At 71.0% G+C, this 19,218-nt stretch carries 21 protein-coding genes, 2 tRNA genes and 1 riboswitch; of the genes, 8 read left to right on the top strand and 15 right to left on the bottom strand.

Going from position 1 to position 19,218, the window contains the following annotated elements; all coding sequences use genetic code 11:
• Nucleotides 1–221 precede the first annotated feature (221 nt).
• Genes FS641_RS04030 through FS641_RS04020 form a run of 3 tightly spaced genes read right to left on the bottom strand, consistent with a single transcriptional unit; the run spans nt 222 to nt 2,588 of the window.
• A complete protein-coding gene (locus FS641_RS04030; protein ID WP_260855679.1) occupies nt 222–1,772 on the bottom strand; it encodes an MFS transporter in 1,551 nt (516 codons plus the stop codon).
• Nucleotides 1,661–2,080, bottom strand: coding sequence for a MarR family winged helix-turn-helix transcriptional regulator (locus FS641_RS04025; RefSeq protein ID WP_144760311.1), 420 nt, complete (start codon nt 2,078–2,080; stop codon nt 1,661–1,663). The genes FS641_RS04030 and FS641_RS04025 overlap by 112 nt, the downstream gene beginning before the upstream one ends.
• Before the next feature lie 49 nt (nt 2,081–2,129).
• Nucleotides 2,130–2,588 (bottom strand): MarR family winged helix-turn-helix transcriptional regulator, encoded by a 459-nt coding sequence (locus FS641_RS04020; RefSeq protein WP_144760308.1) that lies wholly within the window; start codon nt 2,586–2,588, stop codon nt 2,130–2,132.
• Between the two features lie 59 nt (nt 2,589–2,647).
• Between FS641_RS04020 and FS641_RS04015 the strand changes: the two genes are divergently transcribed.
• Nucleotides 2,648–3,520: an NAD(P)H-binding protein gene (locus FS641_RS04015; RefSeq protein WP_144760305.1), complete on the top strand. Its 873-nt coding sequence runs from the start codon at nt 2,648–2,650 to the stop codon at nt 3,518–3,520.
• A gap of 33 nt (nt 3,521–3,553) precedes the next feature.
• Here the strand turns inward: FS641_RS04015 and FS641_RS04010 are convergent, their stop codons facing one another.
• Both FS641_RS04010 and clpS read right to left on the bottom strand, forming a co-directional pair.
• Nucleotides 3,554–4,030 carry a DUF2017 family protein gene (locus FS641_RS04010; protein WP_144760303.1) on the bottom strand — a complete coding sequence of 159 codons (477 nt, stop codon included), beginning with the start codon at nt 4,028–4,030 and terminating at the stop codon, nt 3,554–3,556.
• A complete protein-coding gene (gene clpS / locus FS641_RS04005) occupies nt 4,027–4,314 on the bottom strand; it encodes an ATP-dependent Clp protease adapter ClpS (protein ID WP_144760300.1) in 288 nt (95 codons plus the stop codon). The genes FS641_RS04010 and clpS overlap by 4 nt, the downstream gene beginning before the upstream one ends.
• A gap of 37 nt (nt 4,315–4,351) precedes the next feature.
• Nucleotides 4,352–4,437: riboswitch (ZMP/ZTP riboswitch) on the top strand.
• A gap of 51 nt (nt 4,438–4,488) precedes the next feature.
• On the opposite strand from clpS, the gene glyA reads away from it, so the two are divergent.
• Both glyA and FS641_RS03995 read left to right on the top strand, forming a co-directional pair.
• Complete coding sequence (gene glyA / locus FS641_RS04000; protein WP_260855678.1) at nt 4,489–5,835, top strand: serine hydroxymethyltransferase; 1,347 nt, start codon at nt 4,489–4,491, stop codon at nt 5,833–5,835.
• Nucleotides 5,836–5,837: 2 nt separating this feature from the next.
• Complete coding sequence (locus FS641_RS03995; protein WP_260855702.1) at nt 5,838–6,764, top strand: tetrahydrofolate dehydrogenase/cyclohydrolase catalytic domain-containing protein; 927 nt, start codon at nt 5,838–5,840, stop codon at nt 6,762–6,764.
• A gap of 112 nt (nt 6,765–6,876) precedes the next feature.
• On the opposite strand, the gene galK is transcribed toward FS641_RS03995, so the two are convergent.
• Nucleotides 6,877–8,010: a galactokinase gene (galK, locus tag FS641_RS03990; protein WP_144760297.1), complete on the bottom strand. Its 1,134-nt coding sequence runs from the start codon at nt 8,008–8,010 to the stop codon at nt 6,877–6,879.
• Nucleotides 8,007–9,104, bottom strand: coding sequence for a galactose-1-phosphate uridylyltransferase (gene galT, locus FS641_RS03985; RefSeq protein WP_186317569.1), 1,098 nt, complete (start codon nt 9,102–9,104; stop codon nt 8,007–8,009). The genes galK and galT overlap by 4 nt, the downstream gene beginning before the upstream one ends.
• A gap of 65 nt (nt 9,105–9,169) precedes the next feature.
• On the opposite strand from galT, the gene FS641_RS03980 reads away from it, so the two are divergent.
• Nucleotides 9,170–10,027 (top strand): DeoR/GlpR family DNA-binding transcription regulator, encoded by an 858-nt coding sequence (locus FS641_RS03980; protein WP_186317568.1) that lies wholly within the window; start codon nt 9,170–9,172, stop codon nt 10,025–10,027.
• A complete protein-coding gene (locus FS641_RS03975; RefSeq protein WP_144760291.1) occupies nt 10,024–10,956 on the top strand; it encodes an aldose 1-epimerase family protein in 933 nt (310 codons plus the stop codon). The genes FS641_RS03980 and FS641_RS03975 overlap by 4 nt, the downstream gene beginning before the upstream one ends.
• Here the strand turns inward: FS641_RS03975 and FS641_RS03970 are convergent, their stop codons facing one another.
• From FS641_RS03970 to FS641_RS17915, 4 genes are all read right to left on the bottom strand, one after another.
• Nucleotides 10,957–11,280, bottom strand: a complete 324-nt coding sequence (locus FS641_RS03970) for a hypothetical protein (RefSeq protein ID WP_144760288.1) — start codon at nt 11,278–11,280, stop codon at nt 10,957–10,959.
• A gap of 169 nt (nt 11,281–11,449) precedes the next feature.
• A tRNA-Lys gene (locus FS641_RS17920) sits at nt 11,450–11,522 on the bottom strand.
• A 59-nt stretch (nt 11,523–11,581) separates the two neighbouring features.
• Nucleotides 11,582–11,654 (bottom strand) — tRNA-Lys (locus tag FS641_RS03965).
• 63 nt (nt 11,655–11,717) lie between these two features.
• The gene (locus tag FS641_RS17915) at nt 11,718–11,879 is read right to left on the bottom strand and encodes a hypothetical protein (protein ID WP_186317567.1); all 162 of its coding nucleotides are present in this window, start codon (nt 11,877–11,879) and stop codon (nt 11,718–11,720) included.
• Nucleotides 11,880–12,015: 136 nt separating this feature from the next.
• Between FS641_RS17915 and FS641_RS03960 the strand changes: the two genes are divergently transcribed.
• From FS641_RS03960 to FS641_RS03950, 3 genes are all read left to right on the top strand, one after another.
• Entirely contained in the window at nt 12,016–12,645 is a 630-nt protein-coding gene (locus tag FS641_RS03960) for a DNA-directed RNA polymerase subunit beta (RefSeq protein WP_144760285.1), read from the top strand.
• Between the two features lie 544 nt (nt 12,646–13,189).
• The gene (locus FS641_RS03955; protein ID WP_144760282.1) at nt 13,190–13,789 is read left to right on the top strand and encodes a sigma-70 family RNA polymerase sigma factor; all 600 of its coding nucleotides are present in this window, start codon (nt 13,190–13,192) and stop codon (nt 13,787–13,789) included.
• Complete coding sequence (locus FS641_RS03950; protein WP_144760279.1) at nt 13,786–14,637, top strand: anti-sigma factor domain-containing protein; 852 nt, start codon at nt 13,786–13,788, stop codon at nt 14,635–14,637. Before FS641_RS03955 ends, FS641_RS03950 begins: the two co-directional genes overlap by 4 nt.
• A 228-nt stretch (nt 14,638–14,865) precedes the next feature.
• Here FS641_RS03950 and pstB read toward each other — a convergent pair whose 3' ends face one another.
• From pstB to FS641_RS03930, 4 genes are all read right to left on the bottom strand, one after another.
• On the bottom strand, nt 14,866–15,645 hold the full coding sequence (pstB, locus tag FS641_RS03945; RefSeq protein WP_144760276.1) for a phosphate ABC transporter ATP-binding protein PstB: 780 nt from the start codon (nt 15,643–15,645) through the stop codon (nt 14,866–14,868).
• A gap of 19 nt (nt 15,646–15,664) precedes the next feature.
• Nucleotides 15,665–16,744 carry a phosphate ABC transporter permease PstA gene (gene pstA / locus FS641_RS03940; RefSeq protein ID WP_144760273.1) on the bottom strand — a complete coding sequence of 360 codons (1,080 nt, stop codon included), beginning with the start codon at nt 16,742–16,744 and terminating at the stop codon, nt 15,665–15,667.
• A 14-nt stretch (nt 16,745–16,758) separates the two neighbouring features.
• Nucleotides 16,759–17,706 (bottom strand): phosphate ABC transporter permease subunit PstC, encoded by a 948-nt coding sequence (gene pstC / locus FS641_RS03935; protein ID WP_144760271.1) that lies wholly within the window; start codon nt 17,704–17,706, stop codon nt 16,759–16,761.
• An 86-nt stretch (nt 17,707–17,792) separates the two neighbouring features.
• Nucleotides 17,793–18,902, bottom strand: a complete 1,110-nt coding sequence (locus FS641_RS03930) for a phosphate ABC transporter substrate-binding protein PstS (protein ID WP_144760268.1) — start codon at nt 18,900–18,902, stop codon at nt 17,793–17,795.
• Nucleotides 18,903–19,218: the final 316 nt, after the last annotated feature.

The raw sequence follows: 19,218 nt of genomic DNA, 5'->3' as shown, positions 1-19,218 counted from the left end.
TCAGGCTACCGGCCGGGAGGCGCGGCTCGGCCTCGCGGCGGGCCTCCTGTGGACGAGTCGGTGCTGTCCGCGGGCCTGTGGGGGAGCGGCGGTGGTGCCGGCCGCATCTTCCGCGTTCGCACAACGGGAAGCCGGTCGCGCCGCGTCGTTGCGTTGCGCGTCGTGCCTCCGGTTGTGCGGATGCACCACGGACCACGGACCACGGCGACGGCCCGCCGCGCTCAGCGGGCGGCGCGGTCGCCGAGCGCCCGGTCGGACACCGTCAGCACGGTGAGCAGCACCGCGATCCCCGCGATGACCCACCCGAGCACGTGCAGGTCCGCCGTCGTCGGGGCCTGGCCGAACACCCCGCCGATGAGCGACGAGGCGGCGATCGCCCCGATGTAGATGCTGGTGCGCGAGAGGCCGGCGGCCGTCCCGATCGACTCCGGCGGCACGATCCGGTACAGCGCCGCCTGGTTCGACACCGATGCCAGGGCCTGCGGGATGCCGAACAGGGCCGGCGCCAGGGCGAGCAGCACGACGGGCGACCCGGTGTGCAGCCCGAGCAGCAGCAGCCCGCCGACGATCGGCACCGTGGCGGCGACGACGAGCGGCCCGCGGACGGCGGTCTTCCGGGCGACGACGAAGGACACGATCCCGGCGACGACCGCGGCGGGGAGCTGGATGTACCCGGCTGCGTCGCTCGAGTAGCCCGCGACGTCCTGGACCCACTGCGAGAAGCCGTACGTCATCGTGTACGCGAGCATGTAGACGAGGAACAGCCGTGCGTACGTGCGGGACAGTGCCCCGTTGTGGGCGAGCATCCGCACGTCGATGAACGGCTTCGCGGCGCGGAGCTCCCACGCCACGAGCGCGACGAGCAGCACGACGGCGACGCCGAGGAGCCACCAGAGCCCCGCCGAGACGTCGAGCAGGAACACCAGGAGCGCGGACACCGTGCCCGTCATGAGCACCATGCCGAACGGGTCGAGCGCGGTGAGCACCGGCACGTCGGCGTCGTAGCGGGGCCGGAGCCGGTCGGACGGCAGCCAGAGCCCGGCGACGACGAGGCCGAACGCCGCCAGCGGGACGTTCACCAGGAAGATCGCGTGCCACCCGAACGCCGCGATGAGCGCACCACCGAGGGGCGGTCCGGCGGCGGCGGACACGAGCGACGTGATCGACAGGGCACCGAGGACGAGCGACGGGGTCGGCTTCCCGATCCGCGCGGAGTGCTGTCGCAGCGTGGTGAGCGCCGCCGGGTACGCCGATGACGTCCCGATGCCGATGAGCACCCGGGCGAACACCGCGCCGCCGAAGCCCGTCAGGACCTCCGGTACGAGTCCGGCGACCCCCACCACCACGAGCCCGGCCATGAACACCTTCTTCGGCCCGAAGCGGTCCGCCAGCTTGCCCATGGTCGGCTGCGCGATCGCGCTGGCGAGGTAGAGCGCCGCGACGAGCCAGATCGCCTGGGACGCGCCGATGCCGAGGTCGCGCGAGATCGGCGCGAGGGCGACGGACACCATCGTGGTGTTGATCGGGTTGAGGAGCGGGCCGACCAGGACGGGGATGAGCAGCTTCGGGCCGAAGCCGGACCCGCCGGTGGTGACGCTGGCGGTGTCGGGCTGGTGCGCGGTGGGCGTGGACGTGGCGGGCTTCTTCCGGGGAGGGACGGTCAGGGTTCGGTGAGGGGCGCGAGGATCGCGATGGCACGGGCCACGGTCGCGCGGTCGTCCTCGGGGAGTGCGGCGAGGCGGTCGGCCAGCACCCCCGTGCGGGTCGCCCACGAGTCCTCGCGCGCACGGGCCCCGGTCTCGGTCGCGCGGACGAGTGTCCGTCGGCCGTCCGCGGGGTCCGGGCGCCGCTCGACCAGGCCGAGGTCGACGAGACCCTGGACGGTCGCGCCCATCGACTGCGGTCGGACGCCCTCGGCGCGCGCGAGGTCGGCCACGGTGCTCTCGCCGTACCGCAGGAGCCGGCCGAGTGCAGCCGTCTGCGATGCGGTGACCTCGTCGGCCTTGCCGGTGAGCAGGGTCCGGCGGATCCGCCCGTGCAGGGTCAGGAGGTCGCCGGCGAGCTCGACGTGCGATTCCATACCGTGACGGTACTACTTTCGCAGCAGAACTTGCAAGGCATCCTTCCGATCAGGCGACGCCGTCCGCCGCTCCGCGCAGGGTGCCCCGGCTCGTGAACGGACGGAGCGTCCGTCCCACGGCGTCGCCGTCGTCCGCGAACCACGCGTTGCTCGCCTGCACGCGCGGCCACGCCGTGGCGAGCAGGTCGCGTCCGGCGTCGGTGAGGCGCAGACGGGAGGCTCGTCCTCGGCCCGGCACAGCACCGCGCGCGACGAGTCCCCGCGCCTCGAGCGCGCCGACGACGGCGCTCATGCTCTGGGCGCGGACCCCGACCGCGCGGGCGAGTTCGGCCTGGTTCAGCTCGCCACCGGCGGCCAGCTGGACGAGGGCGCCGAAGTCCACCGGGGACAGCTCGAGCGGCGCCAGCTCCTCGGCCAGGCGACGGGCGAGCTCCCGGGCCGCGCGGACCACCGTCCAGGTCGCGATCGCGTCGACGTCGTCGTGCGTCACCGAGAAGTTGCTGGGCACGTCCCGATGCTACCGACGTAGTCTCCAGAAACAGTTAACTGATACCGAAGGAGTGGTCCATGACCGAGACGATCGCAATCACCGGCGTCACCGGGGACGTGGGAGGCAAGACCATCGACCTGCTCGAGCACGCGGAGAGCACGGTCCGTGCCGTCGTCCGCCGCCCCGAGCAGGTCGAGACGCTCCTTCGTCGTGGGATCGAGGCCCGGCTTGCCGACCTCGACGACGTCGACGCCCTCACCGCGGCGCTCGAGGGCGCGGACCGCCTGTTCCTGGTCACGCCGGTCAGCCCCCGCCAGGCGGAACACGGAGCCGCCGGGATCCGGGCGGCGCAGCGTGCCGGTGTGACCAGGGTCGTGCACCTGTCGGGCGGCGACGCTGCCGAGCACTCGCCGATGCCCTGGGCCGCCGCGGCCTGGCAGACCGATCGCCTCCTGCGCACGAGCGGACTCGGTTGGACGATCCTGCACCCCTCCGCGTTCATGACGAACCTGCTCCCCTCCGCACCGGCGATCCACCGCGGCTGGTACCCGCACACCACGGGGCGCGGCCGCGCGGGCTGGATCGACACCGCCGACATCGCCCGCACCGCCGCGACGGTCCTCACCAGCACCGACCACGACGGCACCGAACCCGTGCTCACCGGTCCGGCGGCGCTCGACGCCCGGGGGATCGCGGCGGAGCTGACCGCCGGGCTCGGTCGCCGCGTCCGGTCGCAGCAGCTGCCGAGTCGGGTCTGGCGCGCGGTGGTCCGGGCGGGCGGCGTGCCGGCGTGGCAGGCCGAGGGGCTGCGTCAGCAGTTCGGTCGGGTGCTCCGCCGGGGTCTGGACGGGGTCGACGTGATGAGCGACGACGTCACGCGGATCACCGGTGTCCCGCCCCGCACGATGCGGGCATGGGCTGCTGACCACCGACGGGAGCTGCTCGGCTGAGCCCGGCCCCCTCCGGGCGTCGTGACCGTCGTGTCAGCGGTCCTCGGTCATCGTCGTGATGAGGTGCTCCTGCACGAAGCCGAGCCAGTCGTAGACGTCGCGGAGCCCGACGCCGCCGTTCCCCGTCCGGGTCGCGTCCTCCGTCGCCTGGTCCACGATCCCGAGTCGGTCGGCGATCGTCAGGCGGAGGTCGGTGAGGCACCGGATCCACGCCTGTTCGTCCGTCGGTGCGAACGCGCCGTCCTTCGTCCCCGTCAGCCAGTCGTGCACGACCTGCGCGTTCGCGGACTTCGCCGTGCGGAGGTCGCTCTGGGTGTACCGCCGGAACTCGGCACTCGCCGCACGGTCCCCGGGGTAGGCGTCCGGGAACATCCGGAGCGTCACCGGGTCGGAGTCCATGTCCCCGTCGAGGATCTGCCGGAGCTGCTCGGTCAGGTCCGTCAGCACGGCGCGCTCGCCGGAGGCCATGTCGAGGTGGATGCCGTCACCTCGACGGACGAACGGGATCACGCCCCCGGGGCCCGGTCGACCGTGGCCTGGAGCCCGTAGCCGTGCATGGCCTCGACGTGCCGCTCCATCTCCTCGCGGTGCCCGGTGGCCACGACGGCCCGGCCCTCGGAGTCGACCTGGTGCATGAGCCGTTCGGCCTTCGCCTTCGGGAACCCGAAGTAGCTCTGGAAGACGTACGTCACGTACGTCATCAGGTTGACCGGGTCGTCCCAGACCACGGTGACCCACGGCGCATCAGCACGGGTGCCGGCGCGTTCGTCGACGTCCGGGGACAGCATGGTCATGTCTCCAGGGTGACACAGCCGAGGCTGCTCGGTACGATCGTGGGGTCGCGACTGGCGTTGGATGGGTCACCATCGGGGAGCGACACATGACACGGAGCGCTGCCGTACGCCTGGGCAGCGCCCACCGACCGTCCGAGCACGACCGCGAGGTCGTCCGCACACCGTAGGAGTCCCGTGTCCATCACCGATCTGCCCCCGTTCGTCGCCGAGACCGGACCTGCCGAGCCCGCGGCCGCGTCCGCCGGTGCCGCCCAGGCCGCCGCGCGCGCCGCCTTCAACGCCCCGCTCGCCGAGGTCGACCCCGAGATCGCCGCCGTCCTGCAGCAGGAGCTCGGACGACAGCGCGACTACCTCGAGATGATCGCCTCCGAGAACTTCGTCCCCCGCGCCGTGCTCGAGTCGCAGGGGTCCGTCCTGACGAACAAGTACGCCGAGGGCTACCCCGGCAAGCGGTACTACGGCGGCTGCGAGTTCGTCGACGTCGCCGAGTCGCTCGCCATCGAGCGGGCCAAGACACTGTTCGGCGCCGCGTACGCCAACGTCCAGCCGCACTCCGGTGCCACGGCCAACGCCGCCGTCCTGCACGCCATCGCGTCCGCCGGGGACACCATCCTCGGTCTCGAGCTCGCGCACGGTGGCCACCTGACCCACGGCATGAAGCTCAACTTCTCCGGCCGCATCTACAACGCGGTGTCGTACGGCGTCGACCCCACCACGTTCGAGGTGGACTACGACGACATCCGCGCGAAGGCCGTCGAGCACCAGCCGAAGGTCATCATCGCCGGCTGGTCGGCGTACCCGCGCCAGCTCGACTTCGCGAAGTTCCGGGAGATCGCGGACGAGGTCGGCGCGAAGCTCTGGGTGGACATGGCGCACTTCGCCGGGCTCGTCGCGGCCGGTCTGCACCCGTCGCCCGTCCCGCACGCGCACGTCGTCTCCTCGACCGTGCACAAGACGCTCGCCGGCCCGCGCTCCGGCCTGATCCTGTCGAACGACGAGTCGCTGTTCAAGAAGCTCAACTCGGCGGTGTTCCCGGGGCAGCAGGGCGGCCCGCTCATGCACGTCATCGCCGCCAAGGCCACGGCGTTCCTGCTCGCCGGCACCCCGGAGTTCAAGGACCGCCAGGAGCGCACCATCCGCGGTGCCCAGGCCCTCGCCGCCCGTCTCACCGCGGACGACGCCAAGGCCGCTGGCATCGACGTCCTCACCGGCGGCACCGACGTGCACCTGGTGCTCGTCGACCTGCGCGAGTCCGAGGTCGACGGCAAGCAGGCCGAGGACCTCCTGCACGCCGTGGGCATCACCGTGAACCGCAACTCCGTCCCGTTCGACCCGCGCCCGCCGATGGTCACCTCGGGTGTCCGCATCGGCACGTCGGCGCTCGCGACGCGCGGGTTCAGCGACGCCGAGTTCACCGAGGTGGCGGACATCATCGCGCTGACGCTCATGCCGGACCCCGACATCGACGCGCTCTCGGCCCGGGTGAAGGCCCTCACCGACGCGTTCCCGCTGTACGCGTGACCGTGACGCTGCCGGCCCTCCCGCACACCCGGTGGGACGGCGAGGACTCCGCCGTGCGCATCGACGGCACGGCCCTCGCCGCCCGGACCCTCGACGACCTGCAGGTCCGGATCGACCGGTTGCACGACCACGGGTTCCGCCCCGGACTCGGGACGATCATGGTCGGGCAGAACCCCGGCTCGATGTCGTACGTCGCCGGCAAGCACCGCGACTCGGCGCAGATCGGGCTCGACTCGATCCGCATCGACCTGCCGGAGACGGCGAGTGCCGCCGACATCCGGGCGGCGATCCTGCAGATGAACGACGACCCGCGGGTCACCGCGTTCATCGTGCAGCTCCCGTTGCCGCAGGGCATCGACCCGATCCCGATGCTCGAGCTCATGCACCCGGCGAAGGACGCCGACGGCCTGCACCCGACGAACCTCGGTGAGCTCGTGCTCGCCGTGCCCGGTGGTGCCGGCACGATCGACGCCCCGCTGCCGTGCACACCGCGCGGCATCGTCGCCATGCTCGAGGCGTACGACATCCCGATCCGCGGGCAGCACGTCACGATCATCGGTCAGGGGCTGACGGTCGGGCGCCCGCTCGGCCTGCTGCTGACCCGGCTCGAGGCCACGGCGACCCTGACGCACTCCCTCACGGAGGACGTCGCCGCCGAGTGTCGCCGAGCGGACATCATCGTGGCCGCTGCGGGGGTCGCGGGACTCGTGCAGCCGGACTGGGTCAAGCCCGGTGCGGCGGTCATCGACGTCGGCATCACCCGTGTCGTCGACCCGGAGACCGGCAAGGCGAAGCTGCGCGGCGACGTCGACCCCGCGGTCGCCGCGGTGGCCGGCTTCATGTCGCCCACGCCGGGTGGTGTCGGGCCGATGACCCGCGCGATGCTCATGAAGAACGTCGTCGAGGCCGCCGAGCGGCACCTGCACTAGCCGACTCGACTCCTCGCGCTGAGCGACAGTCCACGGGCCCTCGGCCCCGCGGACTGTCGCTCAGCGCGTGAACCGGGCGCCGACGCGGCGGCGCCGCGCCGCGCGGCCGCGCTCAGTCGCGGCGGGCGCCCTGCGCAGCGTGCACCGTGAACACGGTCGGCTCGCGGTACCCGGCCGCGGCGAAGGCCGAGGTGACGGCCGTCGCGATCGCATCACGGGCCTCCCGGTCGACCAGGGCGATCGCGGCACCACCGAAACCACCGCCGGTCATCCGCGCGCCCACCGCACCGTGCTCCATCGCGGTCGCGACGGCGAGGTCGAGCTCGGGCACCGAGATCTCGAAGTCGTCGCGCATCGACGCGTGCGACGCCACGAGCAGGTCGCCGATCGCGCGGGGGCCCTGCTCGCGCAGGGTCCGGACCGTGTCGAGCACGCGCTGGTCCTCGGTCACGATGTGGCGCACGCGCCGGAACGTCTCGTCGTCGAGGAGCTCCGCGGCCCGCGGCAGGTCGTCCACGGTCACGTCGCGGAGGGCCCGCACGCCGAGGACCTGCGCCCCGCGCTCACACGACTCCCGCCGGGCCTTGTAGCCGCCGGTCGCGTGGGCGTGTTCGACGTGCGTGTCGACGACGAGGACCTCGAGCCCGTTCGCCTCGAGCGCCAGGTCCACCACCTCGGTGTCGAGCGTGCGGCAGTCGAGGAACACGACGGCATCGCGCTCCCCGAGGAGCGACGCCGACTGGTCCATGATCCCTGTCGGCGCGCCCACAGCGTGGTTTTCGGAGTACTGGCCGACACGGGCGAGCTGCTTGCGGTCGAGTCCCAGCTCCCACAGGTCGTTGAAGGCCAGCGCCACCCCGCACTCGATGGCCGCGCTCGAGGACAGCCCGGCGCCGACCGGTACGTCCGACTCGATGAAGACGTCGAAGCCGGTCGTGTCCGACAGGTCGGCGCCCTGCTCGCGGAGTGCCCACGCGATGCCGAGGACGTACGCGGACCAACCGTCCATCGCGTCCGGTGCGAGGTCGTCCAGGGAGAGCGTGACGACCTCACCGGGGGAGAACGCCGACGCGACCCGGAGCACGCGGTCGTCGCGCTGGGCGATCGACGCCGTCGTCCGACGGTCGATCGCGAAGGGCAGCACGTAGCCGTCGTTGTAGTCGGTGTGCTCGCCGATCAGGTTGACGCGGCCGGGGGCGGAGTACCGCACCGTGGGCTCGTACCCGAACTCCTGCTGGAACGTCATGCGCGCTCGATCCCTCCTCGGATGAACTCGGCCTGTTGCTCGGGGACGACGTCGCCGATCCAGGCCCCCATGGCGGCTTCGCTGCCGGCCAGGAACTTCAGCTTCGTCTCGGCCCGTCGCGGAGACGTGATCTGCAGCATCAGCCGCACGGTGTCCCGGGCGGTGTGCACCGGCGCCTGGTGCCACGCTGCGATGTAGGGGGTGGGGTCACCGTAGAGCTGGTCCATCCCCCGCGTCAGGCGCAGGTGCATGTGCGCGAGCTCGTCCTTCTCGGCGTCGGTCAGGCCGGCGAAGTCCGGGACGTGCCGGTGCGGGAGCATGTGGATCTCGAGGGGCCAGCGTGCGGCGAAGGGGACGAAGGCGGTGAAGTGCTCACCGGCGAGGACGACCCGCTCGGAGTCCCGCTCGTTCGCCAGGTGTCGTTCGAACAGGTCCGGCCCGAACCGCTCGATCGACTCCAGGAGGCGCTGCGTGCGCGGGGTGACGTAGGGGTAGGCGTAGATCTGCCCGTGCGGGTGGTGCAGCGTGACACCGATCGCTTCACCGCGGTTCTCGAACGGGAAGACCTGTTGGATCCCCGGCATCGCGGAGAGCGCCGCCGTGCGGTCCGCCCAGGCCTCCACCACGGTGCGCGCTCGCGACTCCGAGATCGAGGCGAACGAGCCCGAGGTCTCGGGGGAGAAGCACACGACCTCGCACCGGCCGACGGAACGGAACGTCCGGTTCAACCCGACGTCGGTCAGGGACGCGAGCGAATCCGGAGCGTCGTCCGCCTGGAGGTCCGGGCCGAAGGACGGGGACTTGTTCTCGAACACGGCGACGTCGTAGCGGCTCGGGATCTCCGAGGGGTTGGCGTCGCTCTGCGGCGCGAGCGGGTCCTGGTCGGCCGGCGGCAGGAACGCGCGGTTCTGCCGGGCGCTCGCGATCGAGACCCACTCGCCCGTGAGGACGTCCTGCCGCATGTGCGCGGTCGGCGGACGGGGGTCGAGCGTCCGCTCGTCGACCCGGCGGTCGGCGGGCAGCGTCGTGTCCGCGTCGTCGAAGTAGATGAGGTCGCGGCCGTCCGCGAGCGTCGTCGCGCGCTTGGTGATCACCCGACCGAGCGTACCCGATGAACGAAGGATTGCGAAAGCGACCGGAAGCAAGTGAAACTGGGGTGGTGAGCGACGCCGACCTCTCCTTCCTCGCCGGCGCGATGCCGGCACCGCTCCGACAGGACCGCATCGTCGCCATCGTCGACGGCGCACCCGGGATGGTCCGCACCACCGCGCTCGCCGCGGCACTCGGCACGAGCGAGGTGACGGTCCGCCAGGACCTCGCGGTCCTCGACCGGGAGGCACGGCTCCGGCGGGTGCACGGCGGTGCGCTCCGTCTCGGTGCCGGTTCCGGCGAGCGGCCCTTCGAGGAGACCGCGGTCGAACACCCGGCGGCGAAGGCCGCGATCGGCCGCGCGGCGGCCGCGCTCGTGCGCTCCGGCCAGTGCGTCGTGCTCGACGTCGGCACGACACCGGCCGCCGTCGCGGAGGCGCTCGTCGCCCGTGACGACCTGGTCGACGTCACGGTCGTCACGAACTCGCTCACCACGGCGCTCGCCCTCGAACGCGCGGTACCCCGCTTCACGGTCGTCGTGACGGGTGGGACGCTCCGCCCGCTCCAGCACTCCCTGGTGGCGCCCTTCAACACGGCCGTCCTGCCGATGATCGCGGCGGACGTGGTGTTCCTCGGCGGGACCGGGCTCGACGCCGAGCACGGACTCACGAACGTCAACCTGCCCGAGACCGAGGCGAAGCGGATGCTCGTCGCCCGGGCCGGGCGTACGGTCGTGGTGGTGGACGGCTCGAAGTTCGGGCGCGCCCACGTCGGGGTCGTCAGCGGCCTCGAGGACATCGACGTCGTCGTGACCGCGGAGGCACCCCCCGAGCTCGTCGAGCAGGTGCGTGCCGCCGGGGTCGAGGTCGTCCTCGCCGACGACGGCCGGACCGACGGCACCGGACCGGGAAGGAACCACAGCGCATGACCGCAGCACCCACCGGGGGCCAGTACCACCTCCGTCACGCCGGACCCGACGGGGTCGTCGAGGCCGTCGTGACCGAGGTCGCCGCCGGCATCCGCCAGCTGAGGGTCGCCGGCTTCGACCTGACCGAGCCGTTCCCCGCGTCCGAGGCGCCGGCAGGGGCGAACGGCATCGTGCTCGTGCCGTGGCCGAACCGCGTCGCGGGCGGCAGGTGGGTCCTCGACGGCGCCGCACAGCAGCTCGACATCTCGGAGCCCAAGTACGGCAACGCCTCGCACGGACTGCTCCGGTTCTCGCCGTACCGCGTGGTGGAGCAGTCCGAGAGCGCCCTGGTGCAGGAGGCCACGGTCCACCCGCAGCACGGCTGGCCGTTCACCCTCGAGACCCGGGTGCACCACGAACTCGTCGACGACGGCATCCGGATCACCCACGAGATCACGAACCGCTCGGACGTCCGCGCACCCTTCGCCGTCGGAGCCCACCCCTACCTGCGTGCCGGGGACACCCCTGCCGAGGACCTCGTCGTCACGCTCGACGCGGCAACGGCCTTCACCGTCGACGACCGGAAGATCCCGAACGGCACGGAGCCGGTCGAGGGTACTGACCGCGACCTCCGCCAGGGGCGTCGCGCCGGTGACTCCGACCTCGACACCGCCTACACCGACGTGACCCCCGACGCCGACGGCATCCGCCGCACCACGCTGCACGGCCCGGAGGGCGACGGCGTCCAGCTCTGGCAGGACCCGTCGTTCCCGTACGTGCAGGTGTTCACGTCGCGGACGTTCCCGCGCGGGGACGGCACGGGCCTGGCGGTCGCCGTCGAGCCGATGACCGCACCGGCCGACGCGCTCAACTCCGGCGAAGGACTCCGGTGGCTCGAGCCCGACGAGACCTGGACGGGCTCGTGGGGGATCCGCCGCGTCTGGTCCTGATCAGGAAGCGCGGCGCATCCGGAGGGCCTCGACCGCGAGCGACTCGGAGTCGTAGCGGCCGATCTCCTGCGCCCACGCGGGGTCGTCCCCGCGCAGGGCGATGAACTGCTTGCGCTGCCGGCACACGTAGCCGAGCACGCTCGACGAGGTCGCGACCTCGACGAAGTCCTTCCGGATGTGGCGGGTGCTGACCTGGGCGTTGCGGCGGAGCGTGTCGAGCAGGAGCTCGTCGCTGATGACGGTGCCGGTCGATGCTGCGAGCTCGACGATGCGGCGCGCGGCACCGGTGGTGCTGGTCTGCGTGGCGTCGATGGGCTCGGTCACGGTGTACCCCGTTCGTTCTCGTGCTGGTGCTGCTGGTGATCCACGAGGTGTGGATCCGGGAACGACCATATCGTCGCTGCCCCAGCAGTCCGCTGAACGGAGCCTGGACTGTGCAGTGGATCGGCAGAGGAGAAGCTGTGGGGTGCGTGTACCCCGGTGGTGACGGAGGTGGGCCCCGTGGGGCTCGAACCCACGACCCTCGGATGAAAAATCCGGTGGGCGGGCCGACCAGAGGTGGGCCCCGTGGGGGTCGAACCCACGACCCTCGGATGAAAAGTCCGGTGGGCGGGCCGACCAGAGGTGGGCCCCGTGGGGCTCGAACCCACGACCCTCGGATTAAAAGTCCGGTGCTCTACCAACTGAGCTAGAGGCCCTCACCCGCAAGGCTAGCGGGCAAGGGCCTCCAGGACCGAACTCGGTCGGATGGACGTCGGGTGTCAGCCGCGACGTCCGGTCAGCGTCCGCAGCAGCCACGCGATGATCGCGATGACGAGCAGCACGAGGCCGACCCAGAGCAGGAACTTCAGGCTCGCGGCGAACCCGCCGACGAACAGCAGGATCACGGCGATGACGGCCAGGATGATGAGCAGGGCGTTCATGGGGGGTCCTCTCTTCGCATGTGGGAGGAATGTCTCCCTCACGCCCGAGGACGGTACTCGTGCGCTCCCCCGGGGGGGCGGGGGGGGGGGGGGGGGGGGGGGGGGGGGCGTCACCGGCGACGCCTACACTGCTGCGGTGCCTCGCGATCACCACCGTCCCGTCCACTTCACCGACGCCGAGTTCGCCGCCATCCAGGGCGGCGAGGACCCGGCGCTGGTGAACCGCGTTGCGCACGAGACCGCCAACGCGCTGCTCCACCGTGTGCGGCAGGACCCGGACCCCGAGGTCGTCGAGCGCCTGGTGACCTACACGGACGTGCACGGCATCGAGGCCGTCGCGGAGCTGTGGGCACGGGTCGGGGCGCACACGCTGCCGGGGGCACTCTGGCGGATCTACCTCATGCGCACGGTGATCCGGCAGAACCCGGACGAGGTCGCGTTCCTCTTCACCCGCGGGACGGAGCAGATCGGGACGATCGACCAGGCCGTCGCGGGTGCCGAGCAGCCGACCGGGCCGGGGGAGATCCTCACGCTCGCGGACAGCATCCTGCACGGGCTGTACACGGGCGACTTCGCGGTGGCGCTCGATCGTGGTGCCGCGTTCTGCCGCCTCGCTGCCGCGGGAGCCACGAGCGTGGCGGACGACTCGGACCTGACCGCCGACGAGCGGGCGAGTGTCCTGACGGTCCGCGCCTTCCGGCTGTCCGAGCTCGCAGAGGACCTGTCCGCAGCCGCCGCGCTGTGGCGGCGCGACGCACTGGACTGAAGCGCCCGCGGGCGCGACTGGCGGTTCCGAGCCGACCCGAGCCTCCAGGCCGGACGGCTGCAGCCGCCCGCGCCCGGAACCGGACGAGCCCGCAACCGGACGAGCCCGCAACCGGACGAGCCCGCAACCGGACGAGCCGGCGCCGGGCATGCGAAAGCCGGGCCGCAGAAGCGCCTCTCGGCGCGAGGCCGCTCGAAGCGGCGAATTTTGGAGCCCGGGGCTTGCTGCGGCCCGGCGATATCGATTCTACGAGACACACGCTGTGTGCGCCGCTGTGTTCACTCTCGGTGGACACACCGGATCCCGGGCGCGCCACGCAACTGGTGAGGATCAGTACCGATCCGGTCCAATCCGTCGGGGCGAGGGTGCCGAATCATCTCCGTGACGATCCCCTGGTCGTCACACAGCGAGGGTCCCCGTGCGATCCGACCCGGCTCACCCGCCGGAGTAATTCCCTGCGGGCCGCACGGGGCCCTCGCTGCAAGGTCTCAGCGGATCTGCTCAGTACCAGGCAACCCGGACACCGGAAGGAGGAAAACCTGCAATGCTTGCGATCGTGGAACGCGACACTGAACGTTGGAGCTCGACCGAGCCCGTCCCGTCGTCGCCGGACTCCCTCCTCGTCCGAGTCGCCCAGGGCGACCAGCAGGCCTTCTCCGAGCTCTACGACGAGCTCTCCGGCCGTGTCCTCGGACTCATCACGCGCCTCCTCAAGGACCGCGCGCAGTCGGAAGAGGTCACGCAGGAGGTCTTCCTCGAGGTGTGGCAGCAGGCCGCCAAGTTCGACACCAACCGGGGCAGCGCCTCGAGCTGGGTGCTGACGATGGCCCACCGCCGCGCGGTCGACCGGGTGCGTGCCGCTCAGGCGTCCCGCGACCGCGACACCAAGATCGGCATCCGCGACTTCGAGTCCGGCTTCGACCAGGTCTCTGAGTCGGTCGAGATCCGGATCGAACACGAACGTGTCAGCAGGGCCCTCGGCCGGCTGACGGAGTTCCAACGCCAGGCCGTGCAGATGGCCTACTACGGCGGCTACTCGCACAGCGAGATGGCCGAGATGCTCGGGGTGCCGATCGGCACCGTGAAGACCCGTCTCCGTGACGGGATGATCAGACTGCGCGACGAGATGGGAGTGGCATCATGACCGAACGGCACGATGACCCGGCACTCCTCACCGGTGCCTACGCACTCGACGCCCTGGACGACGCCGAGCGGCACGAGGTCGAGGCTGCGATCACCGCATGGCCCGAGCTGCGCGGCGAGGTCGACTCGCTCGCCGAGACCGCACGGGCCCTGGCCTTCGCGGTCGAGCCCGTCGAGCCGCCCGCGTCGCTGAAGGCATCGCTGATGGCAGCGATCCAGACGACGCCTCAAGAGGCCCCGTCCGCAGCTCCGGCTGCGCGTCACGTCGCCGACGAGCCCGTCGAGGAGGCTCCGATCGCCTCCGTCACGGACGTCGCCTCCGCCGGTGGTGCCGCGTCCTCCGCTGCTCGCCGCCGGTGGTTCCAGCGTCCGGCCGCGATGGTGAGCGTCGCCGCCGCGTGTGGTGTGGCGTTCCTCGGTCTCGGGCTCGGCGCCGGTGGCGTCCTCTTCGGGCAGGACAGCGGCCCCGGCACGAGTGCTTCCCAGGCAGCCTCCGGCCTCGACCAGATCTACGCGGCAGCCGACTTCCGGCGCTCCACGTCGCAGGTGTCCGGCGGCGGCACGGCCACGGTCGTGTGGTCCCAGCAGCTCGGCAAGTCCGCGGTCATCCTCGACGGCGTGCAGGCTGCTCCGTCCGACAAGACCTACGAGCTCTGGTACATCAACTCCCAGGAATCCGGCGGCACGATCAAGTCGGCCGGGCTCATGAACGACGTCGACGGGGGTGTGCGCTCGGCGGTGCTGAGCGGCGCGATGACCTCCGGCGCGACGGTCGGGATCACGGTGGAGCCCGCCGGGGGATCGAAGCAGCCGACCTCGGCGCCGATCGTGGCGGTTCCCACGGCGTAGGGCGCTGGCCGGGGCTGGTGTCCGGGTCCGGCCCGGTCGACTCGGAACGACGGAGTCGCTGTCGTACGACAGCGACTCCGTCGTTCCTTGCGTGCGCCGGCAGTTGCGGCCGCAGACGACGAAAGCGTCGATGTCGTGCGACATCGACGCTGTCGTTCCGAGTCGGCACGAGGAGGCCCGACGCTGTCGTTCCGAGTCGACACGAGGAGGCCCGGCCGACCCGCGCGGTCACCCGAAGCGGCCGGAGACGTAGTCCTCGGTGGCCTGCACGGACGGGTTCGAGAACATCGTCGCCGTGTCGTCGAACTCGATGAGCTTCCCGGGCGCCCCCGTGCCGGCGATGTTGAAGAACGCCGTCTTGTCGCTGACCCGGGATGCCTGCTGCATGTTGTGGGTCACGATCACGATCGTGAACTCCTTCTTCAGCTCCTCGATGAGGTCCTCGATCGCCAGGGTCGAGATCGGGTCGAGCGCCGAGCAGGGTTCGTCCATGAGGAGCACGTCCGGTTGCACGGCGATGGCGCGCGCGATGCACAGACGCTGCTGCTGACCGCCGGAGAGGCCCATGCCGGGCTTGTCGAGGCGGTCCTTTACCTCGTTCCAGAGGTTGGCGCCCTGCAGCGACCGCTCGACGATGTCGTCGGCCTCGGAGCGGGAGACGCGCTTGTTGTTGAGCTTCACACCGGCCAGGACGTTGTCCTTGATGCTCATGGTGGGGAACGGGTTCGGACGCTGGAACACCATGCCCACCTGACGGCGGACGATGACCGGGTCGACGCCGGGCGCGTACAGGTCGTCGCCGTCGATCTTGACGGAGCCCTCGACGTAGGCGCCGGGGATCACCTCGTGCATGCGGTTCAGCGTGCGGAGGAAGGTGGACTTGCCGCAGCCGGACGGGCCGATGAACGCCGTCACCGTGCGGGGCTCGATCGTCATGTCGACGCCCTCGACGGCGCGGAACTTCGAGTAGTAGACGTTGAGGCCGTCGACCTCGATGCGCTTGGACACAGTGGACCTTCCGGAGGTTCTAGCGGGAGAGCTTGGGAGCGAAGAGGCGGGTGATGAAGCGGGCCAGCAGGTTGAGCACCATCACGATGAGGATGAGGACGAGTGCCGCGGTCCACGCCCGGTCGACGAACGGCACCGGGTTGGCGCCCTGCTGCGAGTACTGCGTGTACGCGAACACCGGCAGCGTCATCATCGGGTTGCCGAACAGGTCGTAGTTCATGCTCGTCGTGAACCCGGCCGTGACCAGCAGCGGGGCCGTCTCACCGATGACGCGGGCGATCGCGAGCATGACGCCCGTCGTGATGCCGGCGAGCGAGGTGGGCAGGACGACCTTGACGATCGTGAGCCACTTCGGGACACCGAGGGCGTAGGACGCCTCGCGGAGTTCCATCGGGACGATCTTCAGGACCTCCTCGGTGGACCGCACGACGATCGGGATCATCAGGACCGCGAGGGCGACCGAGCCGACCAGGCCGAAGCGTGCCCCCGGTCCGAGGAACAGCGCGAAGAGCGAGTAGGCGAACAGACCGGCCACGATCGACGGGATGCCCGTCATGACGTCGACGAAGAACGTGATGCCCCTGGCGAGGGGGCCGGTGCCGTACTCCACCAGGTAGATCGAGGTGAGCAGGCCGATCGGCACGCTGATCAGCGCCGCGAAGAGCGTGATCTCGATCGTGCCGATGAGGGCGTGCAGCGCGCCGCCGCCGACGGAGATGACACCGCGCATCGAGTACGAGAAGAACTGGGCGTCGAAGCGCGCGAGGCCGTCGGCGAGGACGGTGTACAGCAGCGACACGAGCGGCAGCACCGCGATGACGAAGGCGGTGACGACGAGCGACGTGACGAGCCGGTCCACCGCCTTCCGGCCGCCCTCGACGATCCGCGATACCACGACGATGAGGACGTCGAACAGGACCGTGCCGAGGAAGAGCGCGGCGACGATGTTGAAGTCCTTGAGGGAGCCGCCCGCGTTGAGGAGCGCGAACACGAGGGCCAGGGCGACCCAGCTGCCGGCGAGCAGCAGCCACGGGACGGAGGCGTGGAGCTTCCCGTTGGCGAAGACGTTGCCGGAGGACTGACGGAGTGCGAGGGACATCGGGGTGCGACCTCTCAGCTGACGCGCTTGCGGACGATGTACCGCGCGAGCATGTTGATGACCAGGGTGATGACGAACAGGATCAGGCCCGACGCGATGAGCGCGTTCAGGGCGGGCCCGGATGCCTCGGCGAACTGCAGGGCGATGTTCGCCGCAATCGTCGAGGGGTTCAGCGACGTGAGCAGCTGGAAGGTGACGTTCGTCGAGACGGAGAGCACGAGCGCGATCGCCATCGTCTCGCCGAGCGCTCGCCCGAGCCCGAGCATGATCGCGGACACGATGCCGGACTTCGCGAACGGCAGGACCGACAGGCGGATCATCTCCCAGCGCGTGGCCCCGAGGGCGAGGGCGGCCTCTTCGTTGAGCGTCGGCGCCTGCAGGAAGATCTCGCGCATGACCGCGGTCATGATCGGGATGGCCATGACGGCGAGGACGATCGACGCCGTCAGGATCGTGCGCCCGGTGCCGGACACCTGGCCGGAGAAGAGCGGGATCCAGCCGAGGTACTCGTTCAGGAAGGCGTAGAACGGCTGCACGAAGCGGGCCAGGACGACGATGCCCCACAGCCCGTAGACCACCGAGGGCACCGCGGCGAGCAGGTCGATGACGTAGCCGAGCACCGGCGCGATGCGGCGCGGTGCGAAGTGCGAGATGAAGAGCGCGATGCCGATCGACAGCGGCACGGCCATGACGAGCGCCAGGAGCGCGGACCAGACCGTCCCGAAGACGAGGGGTCCCACGTAGTCCCAGAAGTTCGTCGCCTGGTTCGGCAGCTCGCCGACCTTCGCGGAGAAGGCGGGGATGCTCTGCCACACGAGGAACGCCGCGACGAGCGCGAGCACGATCAGGATGAGGCCGCCGGAGATCACCGAGGCGGCGGAGAAGACCCGGTCGCCGACACGGACGACGGGCTTCGGCTTCGGGATGGTCGGTGACGCGGGGCGGACCGGTGCGGTCGTCATGGGGCGCAGGACTCCTGTCGGGATACGGGGAAGGGCCCGGATGCCGGTCGGTGGTGACGGACCGGCATCCGGGCTCTCAGGAGGTGTTACTTGATGGACGCGACCGCGTCAGCGGCCTTCTTCGCGAGGTCGCTCGAGAGGGCGGCCGACTTGGCCTCCGACGCGGCGGCCTTCTGGGCGTCGTCCGAGACCACGTAGGTCAGGTAGGACTTCACGAGGTCCGCCTTGGTCGAGTCCTTGTACTCCTGGCACGCGATGGCGTAGGAGACGAGGACGAGCGGCCATGCACCCTTGGCGGTGTCCTTACGGTCGATGTCGATCGCGAGGTCGTTGGTCTCACGGCCCGAGACGGTCTTCGAGTCGGCGACGACCTGGGCAGCGCCCTCGGCCGAGATCGTGGTGGCCTTGCCGCCGACCATGAGCTTCGCCTTGTCGAGCGAACCCGCGCCGGAGTCGTCGATGTAGGTGATCGCGTTCGAGGCGCCCTGCATGGCCGAGGCGACACCCGAGGTGCCCTTCGCGCTGTCACCGATCTGGTACGGGTAGGTCTGGCTCGGAGCCTGGGTCCACACGTCACCGGCGTTCGCCGAGACGTACTCGGAGAAGTTCTGCGTCGTGCCGGAGTCGTCGGAGCGGTGCACGACGGTGATGTTCGCGTCCGGGAGCTTCGCGTCCTTGTTCAGGTCCGCGATCTCCGAGTCGTTCCACTTGGTGATCTTGCCGGAGAAGATGCCGGCGATCGCCTTGGCGTCCAGCGTCAGGTCCTTGACGCCGTCGACCTTGTAGGCGATGGCGATCGGGGAGATGTAGACGGGGACGTCGATGGCCTTCGAGTCCGCGGCGCAGAGGCCGAAGGAGCCCGAGAGCTCCTCGTCGGAGAGGGCCGCGTCGGAGCCGGCGAAGTCCGCGGCACCCGAGATGAAGTTCTTGCGGCCGGCACCCGAGCCGTCGGGCGAGTAGTTCACCGTGACGCCGGAGGCCTGGTCCTGGAAGCCGGCGGCCCACGTGGCCTCGGCGGTCTGCTGGGCGGAGGAGCCCGAGCCGGTCAGGGTGCCGGAGAGCTTCGAGTAGTCGACACCCGAGGCCGAAGCCGACGCGGTGCTGCCCGAGCCGCCTTCGTTCGCCGCGCACGAGGAGAGCACGACCGCGCCGGCGATCGCGATCGCCGCGACCATGCCGATTCGCTTGATGTTCACAGGGGTCCCTTCGGGAATGAATGCAGGTGGGACCGCTGTCGGTCCCGTGGGCCGGTGCTGACCCGGGAGCGACTGTAGGGACGCGAAGTGACCGGCATCACGCCCGTTGGTGAACGGAAGGTGAACGACGTGTTGACCCGGCGCGGAATCCGCGCGCTCCCGCGGATCCGGGGGCATGCTCGGGAACAGCGTGCCTGCGTCTGGGGGTGCGGACGGGAGGCCCGGGTCGGCTCCGACGTGGTGCTCGGCCCCGGCTCCCGGCCCGGCGCCCGGGGGCCGGCCGGGGCTCGGGGGGGGGGGGCCGGGGGGCGCCCCC

Source organism: Curtobacterium sp. 9128 (assembly GCF_007673775.1).
GTDB lineage: Bacteria > Actinomycetota > Actinomycetes > Actinomycetales > Microbacteriaceae > Curtobacterium.
This window is presented reverse-complemented; position numbering and strand designations above follow the sequence as displayed.

Bases quoted from the DNA above. Each gene is read 5' to 3' on its own strand.
- FS641_RS04025 (WP_144760311.1), bottom strand. From the start codon at position 2,080: ATGGAATCGCACGTCGAGCTCGCCGGCGACCTCCTGACCCTGCACGGG.
- FS641_RS04015 (WP_144760305.1), top strand. From the start codon at position 2,648: ATGACCGAGACGATCGCAATCACCGGCGTCACCGGGGACGTGGGAGGC.
- clpS (WP_144760300.1), bottom strand. From the start codon at position 4,314: ATGACCATGCTGTCCCCGGACGTCGACGAACGCGCCGGCACCCGTGCT.
- galK (WP_144760297.1), bottom strand. From the start codon at position 8,010: ATGACGTTCCAGCAGGAGTTCGGGTACGAGCCCACGGTGCGGTACTCC.
- FS641_RS03975 (WP_144760291.1), top strand. From the start codon at position 10,024: ATGACCGCAGCACCCACCGGGGGCCAGTACCACCTCCGTCACGCCGGA.
- FS641_RS17915 (WP_186317567.1), bottom strand. From the start codon at position 11,879: ATGAACGCCCTGCTCATCATCCTGGCCGTCATCGCCGTGATCCTGCTG.
- FS641_RS03955 (WP_144760282.1), top strand. From the start codon at position 13,190: ATGCTTGCGATCGTGGAACGCGACACTGAACGTTGGAGCTCGACCGAG.
- FS641_RS03950 (WP_144760279.1), top strand. From the start codon at position 13,786: ATGACCGAACGGCACGATGACCCGGCACTCCTCACCGGTGCCTACGCA.
- pstA (WP_144760273.1), bottom strand. From the start codon at position 16,744: ATGTCCCTCGCACTCCGTCAGTCCTCCGGCAACGTCTTCGCCAACGGG.
- pstC (WP_144760271.1), bottom strand. From the start codon at position 17,706: ATGACGACCGCACCGGTCCGCCCCGCGTCACCGACCATCCCGAAGCCG.